Here is a 16,395-nt window from a genome sequence, read left to right as displayed (position 1 = left end):
GCCATGAACGAGATCGCACTGGGATCTGCCCGAACCGAGCCCGAACGGCAGGTGGAGAAGGCTCTGGCCGCTGTTGCGGAGTGGGAGGGCCTGAACATCACCTACGCTCCGGTACCCGGAGGGTTGATGAACAGCAATTGGCGCATCACCGTCGAAGGGAAACCCAAGCGCTATTTCATGAAACTCCCCGGCGCCGGGACGGATTCGTTCATCGACCGGTCACTGGCCAACGAAGCCGCTCGCCGGGCAGGCGCTTTGGACATCGGGCCGGAGGTGGTGCTGTTCGATCCGGTGACCGGGGTGGAGGTGATCGAATTCCTGGAAGGCTACCGGGCGTGCACCAACGGCGACCTCAAGCGTCCCGAGATCCCGATGGGCATGATCGATGTGTATCGCGTGCTTCATTCGGGAAGCAAGCTCAGCATCACGAAGACGATCTTCGACATGATCGACGAACACCTCGATCAGGTTGCCGAACTCGGTGTGCGGTTGCCGCGCGACGCAGAGCTGATCCTCGCCGAGTACGGGCAGGCGAAGAACGCGATGCTGGCGTCCGGCCTGGATCTGGTTGCATGTCACAACGACCCGATGCCAGGAAACATCCTCATCGGCGACGGCCTGCCGATGAAACTGGTGGACTACGAGTTCGCATCCAACAACGACCGCGCCTACGAGCTCGCCGTCATGATCACCGAGATGTTCTACGGCGAGCAGCAGACGATGGAATTGATCGAGGAGTTCTACGGCAAAGCCGAGTGGTCGATGATCTCTCGCGTGCAGGTGTGCAGCGCCCTCGCGGACGTCAAGTGGGGCCTGTGGGGCTGCATGAACCACAAGCTCAGCACCGCATGGGATTTCGACTACCACAAGTACGGAACCTGGAAGCTTGCCCGCGCGAGGATGAAGATGGCGGATCCGCGTTGGGCGTTCTGGCTGCAGGGGTTGTGAGGTGACCACACTCGATCGCGTCGGAGCCCTGAGCGTCAACGGATTCGATGCATCCTCGGCCGTGGGGCTCAGCACTCGCACGCTCGATCTGGTCGAGCGCCGGAGGCGCGTACTCGGGCCGGCCTACCACCTGATGTACGAGTCTCCGCTCGAATTGGTACGGGGCGAGGGTGTGTACGTCTACGACGCCGACGGCAGTCGGTACCTCGACATGTACAACAACGTCGCCAGCGTGGGGCATTGCCATCCCCGGGTTGTCGACGCCGTCACCCGGCAGATGTCGAGGATCAACACGCACACGCGGTACCTGCACGAGGCCGTGATCGGCTACGCAGAAGATCTTGTCGGCACTTTCCCGGAAAACCTGAGCACGGCGATGTTCACGTGTACCGGGTCCGAGGCGAACGACCTCGCTCTCCGGATCGCACGGCACGCGACCGGCCGTCAGGGCATCATCGTCACCGAAAGCGCATATCACGGTGGAACCGTGGATGTGGCGGCGTGTTCGCCGTCGATGGGTCCGGCGTCCGTCCGCGACGCGGAGTGGGTGCGGACGGTTCCGGCACCGGATGCGTACCGGGTGGACGGCGATCCGGGCACGTGGTTCGCCGAGAAGGTGCAGGCACAGATCGACGACTTGGTCTGCAGCGGTGTCGGTTTCGCTGCACTGATGGTCGATTCGATCTTCGCCTCCGACGGGATCTTGCCGGAGCCGACACCGTTCCTGAAGCCTGCAGCGGACGTCGTTCACGCCGCAGGTGGGCTGTTGATCGCCGACGAGGTGCAGCCGGGATTCGGGCGCCTTGGCGCCTCGATGTGGGGCTTCGAGCGGCACGGCTTGCTGCCCGACATCGTGACGATGGGCAAACCGATGGGCAACGGTATGCCCATTGCCGGACTGGTCATGCAGAGTTCGTTTGCCGAGTCGTTCGGACGAGACCTGCGCTACTTCAACACCTTCGGTGGCAATCCGGTGACCGTTGCTGCGGCCCGTGCGGTTCTCGACGTGATCCGCGACGAGGACTTGGTCGCCAACTCCGCCTCGATGGGTTCGCGCATGCTGACGGGCCTGCGAGGACTTGCCCCTGGTATCGATTCCATCGGTGACATCCGTGGTGCGGGGTTGTTCGTCGGAGTCGAATTCATCGACCCGGCGGGTGAACCGGACCCGGCCGAGGCATTGCGCGTGGTCAACGCCATGAAGGAACGCGGGGTGTTGATCTCGGCCACCGGTTCGTACGGAAACACATTGAAGATCAGACCGCCGTTGACCATCGAATCGGCAGACGTCGACCTGTTCCTCGACATGTTCGCGGCGGTCGTGGCCTGATACGAATGTCTGTCAGGCGTCGGTCGGGCCCAGCGACGCCAAGGTTCTGTCGGCCACTCGTTCGAGTTGACCCCGCGTTGCGCCGTCCCGGGCGCGCTGGGACATGCCCTGAATGATCACACCGATCAATTCCGCTACATCGACGGGCTCCCATGACGGGGGCAGGATGCCGTCGGCGATGTTCTCCGAAATGCGCTCCGACAGCAGCGCGACGTTGGCATTGCGCATGTCCCGCAACCGATCTGCGATGCCTCGGTTGGCGTCGGTGACGCCGACGGCCGAGCTGATGATCAGACAGCCCCCCGGACACGAATCGTCGGTGTAGTGCACAGCCGCGTCGTACAGCAGCCGTGAGATGAGCTTGGCGGCCTGCGGCTCCTCGGCGAACGCCCGGGCCATGAAGTCACCGCGCGTAGCGAGGTAGCGGTCCACCGCTGCGAAGAACAGCCCCTCCTTGCCGCCGAATGCACTGTAGAGACTGGGCGGGTTGATGCCCATGGCACCGGTCAGCATCGACACCGAGGTGCCCTCGTACCCGTGCTCCCAGAAGGCGAACATCGCCTTGTCCAGCGCAGAGTCGACATCGAACTTGCGCCCCTGCCCTCGCACGCCGGCCATAGGCCCTCCTGTGTCACATCGCAACAGTTCTGTTCAGCTGTGATCTACTCTACTCCTGTAGCGATCACTAAGCGAATCCCTTACGCTTCTGCAAGAACTTCGGTTCGGCGCCGCACGGAAGAGAGCGAATACAGCCCGAGAGTGCATATCACCGTCCAGGGGGATCGAAATGCGTAGTGCCGCTTCATTCAAACTCGGACTCAGTCACAGCGCAGACACCGACTCGGCGTGGAAGGTCGAGGCGGTGAAGCAAGTCGAGTACCACGTCATCGCCGCACGGAACCTTTTCGAGACGGAAAACGCCCAGCTGTTGACCGGCTGCAGCGCAGCACCGCTGACCCGGGGAGACAGACGTCTCGTCGTGATCGACTCCAATGTCGATCGCATCCACGGCGACCGCATCAGGAGATACTTCGAGCACCACGGGGTGGCCGCATCGTTCGTGCCGATGCGCGCCGACGAAACGGTGAAGGAATGGAGCTCGGTCATCCGCGTCGTCGACGCGATGAACGGATTCGGTATCGACCGACGACGCGAGCCGGTCATCGCCGTCGGCGGTGGCGTGCTGCTCGACGTCGTCGGATTCGCCGCGAGTGTCTATCGGCGCGGCACTCCGTACATCAGGATTCCCACCACCTTGATCGGTCTCGTCGACGCCGGAGTGGGCGTCAAGACGGGTGTCAACTACGGCATGGGCAAGAACCGTCTCGGAACGTACGCCCCCGCCATCGCCACCTACGTGGACCGCTCATTCCTGCGCACCCTCGACGACCGACACCTGTCCAACGGTCTCGCCGAGATCCTGAAGATGGCGTTGATCAAGTCGGTCGACCTGTTCGAGCTGCTCGAAACCTACGGTCAACGCCTGATCGCCGACAATTTTCAAGGTACGTGCAGCGAACTCGACACTGCTGCAACGCAGGTCATTGCCGAATCGATCCACCTCATGCTCGAGGAGCTTCAACCCAACCTGTGGGAGTCCTGCCTCGAACGGTGCGTGGACTACGGCCACACGTTCTCGCCCACACTCGAGATGGAGGCTCTGCCCGCTCTGCTGCACGGCGAGGCCGTCAGCATCGACATGGCGCTCACCTCCGCGCTGGGTTTCCTGCGCGGAAGCCTCAGCAGAGAGGATCTGGACCGGATTCTCACGGTGATGAAACGGCTCGGCCTCCCCGTCTGGAACGACGTGTTGTCCACCGCAGGCGTGCTCGACGCCGCACTCGCAGACACCGTCCGCCATCGAGACGGACGTCAGCGACTGCCGCTGCCCGTCGGTATCGGCGGACACCATTTCGCCAACGATGTGACCAACGAGGAGATCGTGTCCGCGCTGACTCTTCTCGCGCGCAAGAACACCGGGCTGGCCAACGGTGAAGTCTCGGTGACGAAGGTCGCGTCATGAAGTGGGACAGCCTGTACATCGAGGGCTTCGGGTCCTATCTACCCGAAAGCCGAGTGCAGGCGGCCGATATGGTCGCGGCGGGGCGATTCGACTCGGTCGAGCACCAGAAGACCGGGCAGACGTCGGTCGCGGTCTCGAATCCCGACCTCGGCGAGTCCGCGCCGGACATGGCCGTCCTCGCGGGCCGAGCCGCGGTGCAGGACAGCGGAATCAACAGTGACGAGATCGATCTTCTGGTACACGCTGTCGTTCTGCACAACGGTCTGGAGGCCTGGAACTGCGGTGCGTACATCCAGAACGAACTCGGCATCGACGACTGTCTGCCCATCGAGATCCGCACCGCATGTGCCGGCGCGATCGTCGGCATAGAGATGATCGGTCGTTGGTTCGACGGAAGCGGCAAGGGATTGGTGACCGCGTCCGACGCATGGCGAATGCCACTGTTCGACCGGTGGAAGTCCGACAGCGGACTCGTCTACGGCGACGGTGCGGCCGCCGCCGTCGTCGGCCCCGATCTCGGCCCGTTCCGCATCCTGTCGACATCCGTGGTCAGCGATGCGCACCTCGAACAGATGCACCGCGGCTTCGACAGCCTGGACATGCCGGTCTACGACACCGACGGGCCCATCGACCTGAGAGCACGCGTCGCGGGCTTCACCGCGACACACTCCATCGACGAGTTCTGGTCCCGCAACGCAGCGGCTCTGTCCCGTTGTGCCGAAACGGCACTGGGTGACTCGGCGACCCATCACGGCGAGATCGGCAGGTGGATCGTCCCGAACTTCGGCAACGTTCTGCTGCGCAAGCAGTGTTTCGAGCCTCTCAAGATCAAGCCCGACCAGACGCTGGTCGAACTCGGGCGCGAGATCGGCCACACCGGTGCTGCCGACCCGTTGCTCGGCCTCGACCTGCTCCGGCACACCGAAACCCTGCAGCCCGGTGACCGAATCATGCTCACCGGCATCGGCGTCGGGTTCACCTGGGGATGCGCAGTCGTCGAGTACACAGGCCACGACAACACCACGAAGGGATAGACCAATGGTCACCGAGACACGTCACGAAGCGCCCGCGGTCAACGCGAACGCGGCCATCATCTGGATGCTGCTCGCAGTGTTCGGGGTGGGAACCGTCGAATACCTCGTCGCCGGAGTTCTACAGGACATCTCCTCCGATGTCGGTGTGAGTAATTCGACTGCGGGCCTGCTGATCACGATCTACGCCGTCACGGTGGTCATCGGCGGCCCCCTTCTCACCATCGCCACCACCAAAGTCCATCGCACCCCGCTCATCGCCGCTTTGATGGCCTTGTTCGTCATCGGCAACATCGGCACCGCACTGGCCCCGAACTTCGCGACCCTCGTGGTCTTCCGAATCATCACCGCACTCCCCCACGCGACGTTCTTCGCACTGTGCCTGGTGTTGGCAACATCGTTGGTGGAACCGGAATTTCAGGGCCGCGTCATCGCACGCGTGACACTGGGGCTCAACCTCGCCACCGTCCTCGGAGTTCCGTTGGGGACGCTGATCGGCTCGCAGCTCGGTTGGCGTTGGTCGTTCGCCATCGTCGCGCTCTTCCAATTGTTGGTCACCGCCGCCTTGATCGCCTCGACCCGACGAGCAGCACCGTCACATCAGACCGGCAGTGTCACTTCGGAACTGAGCGTGTTCACCCGCGGACCGGTGTTGTGGGCAATCGGTCTCACGGCGCTGAGCCAGGCCGCGCTGTTCGTGGTGTTCACCTACATCGCGCCCTACCTGACCGATCACGCCGGCATCTCCGCATCGACCGTCACCATCGTGCTGTTCGTCTTCGGCGTCGGCTCGGTGGTCGGCAACCAGCTCGGCGGATACTTCGCAGACAAAGCACTGGACACGACGCTGTACACGGCGCTGACGGCACTCGCGGGCGCACTCGTCGTCCTGTTCCTCTTCGGCGGCACAGCATGGTTCGCGTTCGCGTGGATGTTCGTTCTCGGTGCCGCGGGCTTCTCGATCATCCCGCCACTGGCCTCGAAGTTGATCGGCGCGGCCAGTGAAGCGCCCCACCTCGCGGCCACCGTCAACATCGCCGGGTTCCAACTCGCCAACGCAGCGGGTGCCTGGATCGGTTCCATCGCCCTGTCGGGAGGCAGCAGCGTCTCGGTCCTGCCTGCCATCGGAGCGGTCCTCGCCGTCGGCGCGGTGGCGCTGCTGTTCGTCAGTCGTCGCGCGTCACAGGTGGCCGCATGAGAGCCGCGGTGATCGACGCGCCGCATTCCGTTTCGATCGTCGAGCTCGACGCACCGGTCTGCGGCCCGGACGACGTCGTGGTCGCTGTCTCGTATGTCGGGCTGTGCGGTACGGATCTGGAACTGTTGCACGGCACGTCCTCGTACCTGACCGACGGGAAGACGTCCTTTCCGCACCACTTCGGCCACGAGTGGGTCGGCGTGGTCGAACGGACGGGCAGCGGCGCCCGCGATCTCGATGCCGGCGACGCGGTCACCGGAAGCACCATGCTCTTCTGTCAGTCCTGCACGGCCTGCGGATCGGGTAAACGAAACCAGTGTTCGGATCTTCGCGAGGTCGGCCTCTACGAACACGGCGGTGCTGCAGCACAATTCCTCGTCATGCCGCGGCGCGCCGTGGTCTCGCTGGGACGGGTGACAGCCGAACCCGAACATGTCCTCATCGAACCGCTGGTGACCGTACTCGAAGCTGTCGACGCGGCATCGGTGTCGCCGGGCGATCGGGTCCTCGTCGTCGGGGCGGGAACCATCGGCAGTCTCGCGGTGGCCATGCTCTCCCGCTACCCCGTCACCGTCGACATTCTCGAACCACGATGCATCGAGCACCTCGACCCAAGCGCGGTGGCTCGGACCTTCACCGAGGCCGACGCTCTGACCGGGCCCTACGACATCGTCGTGGAGGCATCGGGCGGCGTCGGCGCACTGAGCACCGCAATCGGGGTTCTGCGCCCCGGTGGAAAGTGCATTCTCGTCGGCGTGGCTGCGCACTGCGAGTCCATCGACCCCGGAGCGGTTGCGCTGGCGGGTATCTCGATCATCGGGATTCGTCACGGTGTCGATCACTATCGCCGTGCTGCGGCGCTCTTCCCGCTCATTCGTCCCGCCCTGGCGGCGCTCATCGACAGCGTGGTCCCGTTGTCCGACGCCAAGACGGCCTTCGATCGTCTCGAAAGCCACAGGACACGCCCGAAGGTGGTGATCGCAGTTGAGTAGACCCGGCTACACCGTCGTCACCGGTGCCAGTAGCGGAATCGGACGCGCGATCGCCGTGGCCCTCGCACGCGAGGGACACAACCTGATCCTCGGATACGGCAACGGCACCGACCGAGTCAGTCGACTGATCGACGATATTCGAGCGTCGTATCCCGTCGACGCGACTGCGCTCCAGCTCGATCTGCGCGACGCGCGGGCCACGGTCGCCGCAGTCGAGGGCGCGATCGGCACGTTCGGCAAGATCCGATGCCTTGTCAACAACGCCGGCGTCAACGACCGGTCCTCGGCCGACGGTCTCGATGTCCAACGGATCGAGGATGTCCTGGCGATCAACACCGTCACGCCACTTACGTTGGCATCGGCTGTCGGTCGTCGCATGATCTCGGACGGCATCGCGGGCTCGATCGTCAACATCACCTCGGTTCACGATTCGGTGCCCATCACCGGCGGCGCGATCTACTGCGCCAGCAAGGCAGCGTTGGCTGCGTCGGGGAAGGTACTCGCGCTCGAGTTCGCGCGGCACGGTGTTCGGGTCAATTCGGTGGCTCCCGGAGAGACAGCAACCGCAATGAACGGAGTTGTCGACGAATCCGCCTACGCGGAGATTTCGAGGCCGGCCATTCCCCTCGGCAGGCCCGCCGGGGTGAACGAGGTTGCCGCAGCCGCAGTCTTTCTCGCCGGACCGGCATCGAGTTACCTCACCGGTACCACCATCACCGTCGACGGCGGCCTCGTGCTGACCGCAGCGGAGGAAAACGCACGGTACGCGGGCGAGTTGGTGCCCGCAGCCGAACGAGAGGAGATCGCATGAAGGCCGTTGTCATCACCGCCAAGGGTGAACCCGAAGTACTGACTGTCGCCGACGTGGACGAACCCGTCGCCGGACCGGGAGACATCACGGTGTCGGTGGCTGCGGCCGCCGTCAATCCGGTCGACCTCAAGACCCGCTCGGGATTTCTACCGATCGAACTGACGTACCCCGCGGTCCTCGGTTGGGATGTGTCGGGCACCGTCGTCGCCGTCGGACAGTCGGTGACTCGATTTGCACCGGGCGACAACGTGATCGGGATGATTGCGCAGCCGGCACATCGTTTCGGTACCTATGCCGAGCGTGTGGTCGCCGACGAATCTCTGTTCGCACACGCGCCCACCGGCGTCGGCCTGGCCCATGCGGCAGCGATCCCGCTCGCATCTCTCACCGCCGTGCAGCAACTCGACAAGATCGCCCTCGCAGCGCACTCGACAGTCTTGGTGACCGGGGCTGCGGGCGCGGTGGGACGCATCGCGTCGGCGATTCTGATCGGCCGCGGCCACCGAGTGGACGCCCTCGCGCGTGAGTCCGACACCGAGGATCTGCTCGCGCTCGGCGCGCGCCGAGTGTTCGCCAAACCCGTCGACCTGCAGGCCGGTGAGTACGACGCCGTCGTCGACACCGCAGGCGTGGTGGAGACCATCGACTCCGTGCGCGACGGCGGCGCGTACGTCTCGATCGAGGACGGCGACCAACCACAACCACAACGCGGGATCACCCCGGGCAAGAGCTATGTGAACGAGGACGGACCGGGACTGGCGGAGATCTCCGCGCTCGTCTCGGCGGGCACGCTCACTGTCCCCGTTGCCCGCGAATTCGGATTCGACGAGGCCTCGCAGGCGCATGCGCTCCTTGCGGCCGGTGGAACCCGAGGAAAGGTACTGCTGATCCCATGACCACGACCGAAGGAATCCAAACATCGCTCACCACAATAGGTATCACCGTCCCGGACGCCCACCAGGCCGCTGACTTCGTCGCATCGCTCGTCGGCGCGACTGCCACCGACGATGCCTCGGTGCCGGTCTCGGGCAGCGTCACCGTCGAGTTCACGTCCTCGGCTTCGGCCGAACAGACCCCGCCGCGAATAGTCGATGTGGGAACCAATCACCTGTGCTTCACCGTCGGAGACATCGACGCGGCAGCGGGTTACCTCGATGAACAGCAGGATGTTTCGTTGCTCGGCGATGTGATCACCGTCCCCGAGGGTCCGATTGCCGGCAACAAGTGGATCTACTTCAGATCGCCGTGGGGCACGTTGTTCGAGCTGCAGCAGTGGCCCGAGACCCCGGGCTACTTCGTCCACACCGACGCCCGGCTGCATCATCGACGTGACGATATCCCCTCGGCGCTGCTGCCGACCTGCCGAGGGCTCGACCATTCCGGGTACAGCGTGGCGGATCTCGATGCGACCATCGTGCAGCTGGTGGCCTCGCACTCCGCAACCGAGGTACTGCGCACCGAGATCGAAGCAGACCGCGGCTTCATGCGCGCGCAATTCGATCTCGATGTGGAAGGTACGTCCAGGATGGCAATGGTCTCGGTCGGTGAGCTCAATGTGGAACTGTTCGAGCATCACATCGGACGCAAGCACGGTGCCCGGCCGCTGACGGCCAACGGTGGCAATTTCCTCACCCTGCCCACCAGTGATCGGAACACCGGCGCACGTCGACTGTTTCCGGGTGCGCTGTGAAGTACGGACTCAATCTGCCGAACTTCGGGCCACAGATCGATCCGGACGGGCTCCTCGGATGGGCACGCACTGCCGAATCGGCCGGATTCGACAACATCCTGCTCTCGGATCACGTGGTACTGACCGACGATGCGAATCGCCGCTCCCCCGCGCCGTTCTACGAATGCCTGACGACGCTGTCGTGGCTTGCCGGGCAGACCGACTCGATCCGTCTCGGTAGCGGAGTGCTGATCGGGAGCCATCGCCATCCGGCATACCTCGCGCATGCCACCGCAACGATCGACCGGCTCAGCGCCGGACGACTCATCGTCGGAGTCGGCGTGGGTTGGACGGCGCAGGCGTTCGACGTTCTGGGTGTTCCGTTCCACCGCCGGGGCAGGCTGACCGACACCACACTCGACACCCTGGCAGCCGCCTGGGCGTCGGAGACCTACGAATCCCCCGGTGCCAGTGGCACATCCCGCCGTATCCACGGTGGGCCGATGCCGGTGCAGTCGCCACATCCGCCGCTGTGGATCGGTGGCAACGGCCCTGCGGCGATCGACCGGACCAATACCCGCGGCACCGGTTGGCATCCACTGCACCCGTCGAGACAATTGTGCATCGCAGGATCGCGAGCCCTGCACGAGGACAAGGAGTTCGTCCCGAGAATCTACTTTCTCCCCACCGACACTCCGGTGCAGTCGCCCAATCGTCCGCTCGGGTACGGGACCGTGGATCAGATCCGTACCGACATCGAATTTCTCAGCGAATTGGGTGCCGGCACCGTGGTTCTCGATACCGACCCGGGCGACCAACAACTACGCCGCTCCACCGCAGACGATCTCGAGCTCGTCCGCTACGCAGGCGACGCCTTGGGGATACGAGCGGAGGCTACGGTATGAGTCTGCAGCCCGGCCCGCTTCGCGGATCCATCACGGCAGCTGCATTCCTGTTCGACATGGACGGCACACTCGTCGATTCCCACGAGTCGATCGAGGCGGTGTGGTTCGAGTTCGCCGAACGCCACGGCGTCGACAAGGCCGTGATGGCCAAGGCCTTGCCGGGGCGACTGGCCGCCGACATCGTTCTGCGCGTACTCGGCCCCACTGCAGACCTCCGTGCCGCGCTCCGATGGATTCGAGAACGCGAACACCAGAACCTGGTGCCGGTTCGGCCCATCGCCGGTGCGCAGAAGCTTCTCGACGCGGTGCCACCGGACCGATGGGCGGTGGTGACGTCGGCGTCGCGTTCGATGATGGTGCGACGCCTCACCGCGGCCGGACTTCCGACGCCGCGTGTTGCCGTGTGCGCCGAGGACGTCGCCGTCGGCAAGCCTGATCCCGAGGGATTTCAGTATGCCGCAGAGCAATTGGGTGTGGCGATCGAGTCGTGCATCGTTTTCGAGGATGCCGACGCCGGGATTGCCGCAGCTCATGCCGCCGGCGCGCGGTGCATCGCGATCGGCAACGAGTCCGGTCCACAGGTTGCCCGCGTCGACGACTTCGAGTCGATGCGGGTGGCGGTAAGCGACGGCGGTCTGGTGATCGATGTGGATGGGGTGACGTGAACACCACCGTCTCGGTCGATCTCGGCGGGACGTGGTTGCGCATCCGACACGGCGGTGCCACCGAGCGGCTACCGTCTCCAAGCTCGATCAGGCAGCCCGGCACACCGTCCGACGAGCTGTTGGAGCAACTGGTGGATACCCTGGATCTCCATGTTCCACAGGGTGCCGCGGCCAACATTTCGTGTGGCGCTGCGCTCGACGAGCAGAACGGTGTTGCCCTCGGTTCCGGGCCCCTGTGGGGAGGCGCGCCGACCGGTGAGATTCCTCTGCTCGACGTCCTGACCTCTCGACGCCCCGATGTGCGATGGCGGCTCGTCAACGACGTGACGGCTGGGCTGGCGTCGTTCGCACTCGGATTTGCTCGACCTACCGACCGTCACATCGCCTACCTCACGATCAGCAGCGGAATCGCTGCGCGCACTGCAGTTCTCACCGACAGAACCATCCCGGTCGACCACCGAGGTCTACAGGGTGAGATCGGCCATCTGCGGGCAACGAGTTCAGCCCCCGAGGCAGTGCGGACGTTGCCCTGCGCATGCGGCGGCATCGGGCACGTGTCGTCCATCTCGTCCGGCCCCGGAGTAGAGGCGGTGGCGGAGGTACTCGGCATTGGTTACGACGTCGATACCTTCGCGGCGTCGCTTACGGCCGGACACGCAGACGCGGCCAGGTTGCTACGGATTATGGTGGAACCGATCGCCGAACTGATCAGGACCATGATCACCCTCGACCCGCGCTTGGACCGAATCGGCATCGGCGGTGGCGTCGCGGAGGGACTGTGCGAGTTCTACGGACGTGAGCTCGAGGAACAACTCGCGGAGACACGCTCGTACGCCGACTCCCTCACCTCGGAGCGTGTCGCCGAGATCATCCACCTCTGCAAGCCCGGCGACATCGACACTCTGGCCGGAGCCGATGCCATCGCCGACGGCTATCTGCGCGCCACCAAGATCTGAAAGAGGCTCCATGACAACACAATCGACTCATCGCGCCATCGTTCGACAGGGTAGCCACTCGACCGTCGAAGTGCGTCGGACGCCGACGCCTGGGCCGGGAGAGCTGCTGATTGCCCCGGAGTCGGTGTCGTTGTGCGGGACGGACATTCAGATCGTGCGCGGTGATCGAGACGATCCGTCCCCGATCGTCGGGCACGAGGGAGCGGCTCGTGTTGCGGAGGTCGGTACCGGGGTGTCGGGGTTCGCCGTCGGCGATCGTGTTGTCGTCAATCCGACGCACCCACACGACTCGTCGTTCCTCCTCGGCCACAACGTCGAGGGGTTGTTCCAGCAGCGTGTCGTCATCGGCTCGTCCGCTGTCGGCGGCGGATTGGTGTCGCTACTTCCGACCGGTCTGTCCAGTGCTCGGGCGACTCTCGTCGAACCGTACGCCGTCGTGCGCTACGCGCTCTCGTGCCTGGCGCGGGAGACCCCAGAGACACTGCTGATCTTCGGGGACGGCTTGATCGGCAATCTCGCAGCCACACTCGCTCGGTCCGTCCTGTTCCCCACCGTGGACGTCGCGATGGTGCACCGTACCGAACTGGGTACGAAGTGGACTGCGAACCATCTCCCGTACGTGAAGAACTTCGCCGTCGATGACGAGTGGGAGCGACACCTCACCGGATCGGTCGCAGTACTCGTTGCCACCCATCGCGCCGGGACGGTGGCGTCCATCGACGCGGCTCTGCGACGTCTCGGCGATCGAGTGGTGGCGGTACACCCGATCGGCGGGGTGCCTGCCAAGGCCACCTCCGATCTGCTCCCCGGCGTGGATATTGCCGGCGTGCGGCAGGCCAATACCGGCGGCCCGACTCCGCCTGCGGTGACCACGTTCACGCGCGGCTCTCAGCGCGTGGCGCTGACGGGCAATCGGGGCGTCACGAACGGTCAACTCACCGCAGCAGCAACGGCACTGACATTCGCCGAGGACTCGATCGATGGACTTCTCACCCACCGACGCGGAATAGACGAGGGCACGGCATTGATGAACACCATCTGCGAGCGACGAACGCGAATCGTCGACGGCGAACTCGTGATCCGATTGGTCGTGGACCTCAACAGCCACGACTGACCGCCGCTCGCTTCGGACTATTCGTCGACCTCCGCCCCTCAACGCGCGGCTGCTGCTTGCAGGCCCAAGTCCGTACCGCGTCCCTTGCTCATCCGTAAGATCATGCTTACGCATGAGAAAGCATGCATAAGCTCGGTAAAACGTGTCAGCAAGCTCGTCCAGCTGTTATATGCCTATGTTGACAAGCATAAAGACTGTTCACCGCGTGGTTCGCGATGTAAGCTCCGATATGCATGCTTTCGCAAGCACAAGGAGAGATGATGGCCGAACCACGACGACGAGTCAGGAAGCATCCCAGCGAGCTGGCCGAAGCCTTCGTCGCGCGTCGGCATCAGTTGAGCATGACTCAGGCCGAGTTGGCGTTGCTCGCCGGCGTCGGGCGCTCGACAGTCCAGGCACTCGAAGCTGGAAAAGACACGGTGCAGCTCGACGGCGCGGTTGCTGTCGCGCAAGCGCTGGGCTGTGAGATCACGTTGCTCACGCGCGCCGGATCGCCCGTGCCGCCACTGGACGCGACATGATCCCGGTATCCGAGCTGCGGGATGTCGATGCAGCCGATGTCTACAAGGGCGACCTTCTCGCCGGCTCACTGACGCGTGTGGGCAACGACGTCGAGTTTCTGTACGACAGCGATTACCTCGACAGCGCTTCCGCGCCGAATCTCGCGTGGTCGATTCCGAAGTCGTCCGCTGAGACGCGGGCATCGGGCGGTAGCGTCCCTGCCTTTTTCGCGGGCCTACTGCCCGAGGGCGTCCGTCTCAGCGGAGTGGTGACGGCTACCAAGACATCCGAGGACGATCACTTCACTCTGCTGCTGGCGGTCGGATCGGACACAATCGGAGACGTTCGTGTGCTGCCACGCGGTCAAGAGATGTCTTTGGTGGGCACTGCATTCGATTCGAGACATCGTGTTCCCGATCTTCGTCGACTGTTCGATTCCTTGGCCACGGGTGAGTCGGTGAGTCAGGATCCGTCCGCTCTGCCGGGCGTTCAGGGCAAAGTGTCCGCGCAGATGTACTCGACCCCGGTGTCGACTACGGCCGGGCCTGCCATCTTGAAACTCGCCCCGCCCGCGCGACTGCCGCGACTGGTGGATAACGAGAGCTTCTTCATGAATCTGGCACGTGGATGCGGGCTTTCGGTGCCGAATCACCGGGTGATCGAGGACGACAAGGGGATCAGCGGTCTGCTGGTGGCGCGATTCGATCGGATCGGTGGACAACGGCTACCGCAAGAGGATGCGTGCCAAGTAGCCGGGCTCTATCCCGCGTCCAAGTACCGAATGAAGACCGAAGCGGTGATTGCGCTGCTCGCCGACACTGTCGAGCGCGGCGGCGGTTCCGCGCGTCAGGCCACTGCCGAACTTCTTCGCTTGACGGCCTATTCGTATGCGATCGGGAACGGCGATCTGCACGGAAAGAACTATTCGATACACAACAACACTCGCGGAATTTGGTCGATCACACCTGCCTACGACCTCCTGTGCACGCAGCCCTACGCGTCGTGGAGCGATCCGATGGCGTTGAGCTTCTACGGGCGCGCGAACCGTTGGACACGTGGGCATTTCGTCGAGTCCGCCGGCCGGTTGGGCATGCCCGAGCGAGCGACTCGACGAATCCTCGACGACGTCTGCGCAGGTGTTCGAAGCGGAATCGATGAAGTGGACACGATCGGATTCGATGACAAGCAAACGCGGCAGTTGAAACGACTGCTCGATGAACGCTGCACAGAGCTGTCCTGACCTCGAGCACCATTCATGTTCGTCAGTGCGGCAACGGACTCGGCTACTCGGCAGCACTGATGGCGAGTATGACGCGCGGCTTGTGACGGCGGGCGATGACTCGCTCGATCAACATCACCAGTCGGTACTGAAACCCGTACTTCTTCTTCAGTATCGCAGTGGCGCGATCCGCAGCCGAGCCCGTGACGATTCGTGCCTCTGCAGCCACTGCTGTTGCGCCGTCGGGCACCTTCCCGCCCCTGTTGCACGGCCGTAGCTCGACACGCCCCGAGTTCTTGATGCGTTTGACCTTGCCACTCTCGGCGGGGGTGATGACGACCAGGTCATTTCCGTCACGAGCAATCCACACGGCCGTGGACACGGGTTCACCGGACCGGCGAAACGTGGTGAGCGAGACGAACGCCTCGTCGCCCAGCGAGTGCATCGGTTTGTCCGAAGAAGTCATGGCCACCACGCTACTCACCCGCTTGGCAATCTGTTCGATACCTGGTCGACTGAAAGGATCACTCTCACAATTCATCAACGCCGAGGAGGACCCCATGACCGATCATGCACGCACCGACGAGTTTTTCCTCGGACTTGCAATCGAACAGGCCCAGATCGGCTGGGCTGAGGGCGGCGTTCCGATCGGCGCGGCACTCGTGCACAACGGTGAAGTACTGGCGGTCGGCCGCAACCGTCGCGTCCAGATGGACAGCGCAATCCGTCATGGTGAAACCGACTGCATCGAACGAGCAGGTCGTCTCCCCGCGTCGGTGTACCGAAAGTCGATGCTGTACACGACCTTGTCTCCGTGCTTCATGTGCGCGGGAACCGCTCTGCTGTACGAGATTCCTCGGATCGTCGTCGGTGAGAACCGCTCGTTCGAGACATCGGAAAGCCTGCTGCGCGAGCACGGCGTGCAGGTCGACGTCGTCGACAACGCGGAATGCGTTCGACTGATGGAACGCATGCTCGCCGAGCGACCGAGCCTGTGGTTCGAGGACATCGGGGAGGACGCATAGGCGGCACC

The 16,395-nt window shown here is 64.0% G+C and carries 18 protein-coding genes; 16 read left to right on the top strand and 2 right to left on the bottom strand.

Going from position 1 to position 16,395, the window contains the following annotated elements; all coding sequences use genetic code 11:
- Positions 1–3 precede the first annotated feature (3 nt).
- Positions 4–948 (top strand): choline kinase family protein, encoded by a 945-nt coding sequence (locus CH296_RS18385; RefSeq protein WP_032395136.1) that lies wholly within the window; start codon positions 4–6, stop codon positions 946–948.
- A 1-nt stretch (position 949) separates the two neighbouring features.
- Entirely contained in the window at positions 950–2,278 is a 1,329-nt protein-coding gene (locus CH296_RS18380) for an aspartate aminotransferase family protein (protein ID WP_256980499.1), read from the top strand.
- Positions 2,279–2,290: 12 nt separating this feature from the next.
- On the opposite strand, the gene CH296_RS18375 is transcribed toward CH296_RS18380, so the two are convergent.
- Entirely contained in the window at positions 2,291–2,896 is a 606-nt protein-coding gene (locus CH296_RS18375; RefSeq protein WP_032395033.1) for a TetR/AcrR family transcriptional regulator, read from the bottom strand.
- Between the two features lie 169 nt (positions 2,897–3,065).
- Between CH296_RS18375 and CH296_RS18370 the strand changes: the two genes are divergently transcribed.
- The 13 genes from CH296_RS18370 (at position 3,066) to CH296_RS18310 (ending at position 15,383) form a co-directional block, all read left to right on the top strand.
- A complete protein-coding gene (locus CH296_RS18370) occupies positions 3,066–4,301 on the top strand; it encodes a sedoheptulose 7-phosphate cyclase (RefSeq protein WP_094685447.1) in 1,236 nt (411 codons plus the stop codon).
- On the top strand, positions 4,298–5,335 hold the full coding sequence (locus CH296_RS18365; protein ID WP_094685446.1) for a ketoacyl-ACP synthase III family protein: 1,038 nt from the start codon (positions 4,298–4,300) through the stop codon (positions 5,333–5,335). Before CH296_RS18370 ends, CH296_RS18365 begins: the two co-directional genes overlap by 4 nt.
- A 4-nt stretch (positions 5,336–5,339) precedes the next feature.
- Positions 5,340–6,530: an MFS transporter gene (locus CH296_RS18360; RefSeq protein ID WP_094685445.1), complete on the top strand. Its 1,191-nt coding sequence runs from the start codon at positions 5,340–5,342 to the stop codon at positions 6,528–6,530.
- The gene (locus tag CH296_RS18355) at positions 6,527–7,522 is read left to right on the top strand and encodes a zinc-binding dehydrogenase (protein ID WP_094685444.1); all 996 of its coding nucleotides are present in this window, start codon (positions 6,527–6,529) and stop codon (positions 7,520–7,522) included. The genes CH296_RS18360 and CH296_RS18355 overlap by 4 nt, the downstream gene beginning before the upstream one ends.
- Positions 7,515–8,333 (top strand): SDR family NAD(P)-dependent oxidoreductase, encoded by an 819-nt coding sequence (locus CH296_RS18350; RefSeq protein WP_094681808.1) that lies wholly within the window; start codon positions 7,515–7,517, stop codon positions 8,331–8,333. The genes CH296_RS18355 and CH296_RS18350 overlap by 8 nt, the downstream gene beginning before the upstream one ends.
- Positions 8,330–9,229, top strand: coding sequence for an NADP-dependent oxidoreductase (locus CH296_RS18345; RefSeq protein WP_094685443.1), 900 nt, complete (start codon positions 8,330–8,332; stop codon positions 9,227–9,229). Before CH296_RS18350 ends, CH296_RS18345 begins: the two co-directional genes overlap by 4 nt.
- A complete protein-coding gene (locus tag CH296_RS18340; RefSeq protein WP_094685442.1) occupies positions 9,226–10,023 on the top strand; it encodes a VOC family protein in 798 nt (265 codons plus the stop codon). Before CH296_RS18345 ends, CH296_RS18340 begins: the two co-directional genes overlap by 4 nt.
- Complete coding sequence (locus CH296_RS18335) at positions 10,020–10,907, top strand: TIGR03619 family F420-dependent LLM class oxidoreductase (protein WP_094685441.1); 888 nt, start codon at positions 10,020–10,022, stop codon at positions 10,905–10,907. Before CH296_RS18340 ends, CH296_RS18335 begins: the two co-directional genes overlap by 4 nt.
- Positions 10,904–11,572, top strand: coding sequence for an HAD-IA family hydrolase (locus CH296_RS18330; protein WP_094685440.1), 669 nt, complete (start codon positions 10,904–10,906; stop codon positions 11,570–11,572). The genes CH296_RS18335 and CH296_RS18330 overlap by 4 nt, the downstream gene beginning before the upstream one ends.
- Entirely contained in the window at positions 11,569–12,528 is a 960-nt protein-coding gene (locus tag CH296_RS18325; protein ID WP_094630747.1) for an ROK family protein, read from the top strand. Before CH296_RS18330 ends, CH296_RS18325 begins: the two co-directional genes overlap by 4 nt.
- Positions 12,529–12,538: 10 nt before the next feature.
- Positions 12,539–13,642, top strand: coding sequence for an alcohol dehydrogenase catalytic domain-containing protein (locus CH296_RS18320; protein ID WP_094685439.1), 1,104 nt, complete (start codon positions 12,539–12,541; stop codon positions 13,640–13,642).
- A gap of 260 nt (positions 13,643–13,902) precedes the next feature.
- Positions 13,903–14,163: a helix-turn-helix domain-containing protein gene (locus CH296_RS18315; protein ID WP_032395135.1), complete on the top strand. Its 261-nt coding sequence runs from the start codon at positions 13,903–13,905 to the stop codon at positions 14,161–14,163.
- Complete coding sequence (locus CH296_RS18310) at positions 14,160–15,383, top strand: type II toxin-antitoxin system HipA family toxin (RefSeq protein WP_094685438.1); 1,224 nt, start codon at positions 14,160–14,162, stop codon at positions 15,381–15,383. The genes CH296_RS18315 and CH296_RS18310 overlap by 4 nt, the downstream gene beginning before the upstream one ends.
- A gap of 43 nt (positions 15,384–15,426) precedes the next feature.
- On the opposite strand, the gene CH296_RS18305 is transcribed toward CH296_RS18310, so the two are convergent.
- Positions 15,427–15,828, bottom strand: a complete 402-nt coding sequence (locus CH296_RS18305) for a PPOX class F420-dependent oxidoreductase (protein WP_094685493.1) — start codon at positions 15,826–15,828, stop codon at positions 15,427–15,429.
- Positions 15,829–15,922: 94 nt separating this feature from the next.
- Here CH296_RS18305 and CH296_RS18300 point away from each other — a divergent pair, with 94 nt between their 5' ends.
- The gene (locus tag CH296_RS18300) at positions 15,923–16,387 is read left to right on the top strand and encodes a nucleoside deaminase (protein WP_094685492.1); all 465 of its coding nucleotides are present in this window, start codon (positions 15,923–15,925) and stop codon (positions 16,385–16,387) included.
- Positions 16,388–16,395 lie beyond the last annotated feature (8 nt).

The sequence above is a fragment of the Rhodococcus sp. 14-2496-1d genome, from assembly GCF_002259365.1.
Taxonomy (GTDB): domain Bacteria; phylum Actinomycetota; class Actinomycetes; order Mycobacteriales; family Mycobacteriaceae; genus Rhodococcoides.
The sequence above is the reverse complement of the archived record's forward strand: the minus strand, read 5'-3'. Positions and strand labels throughout refer to the sequence as shown.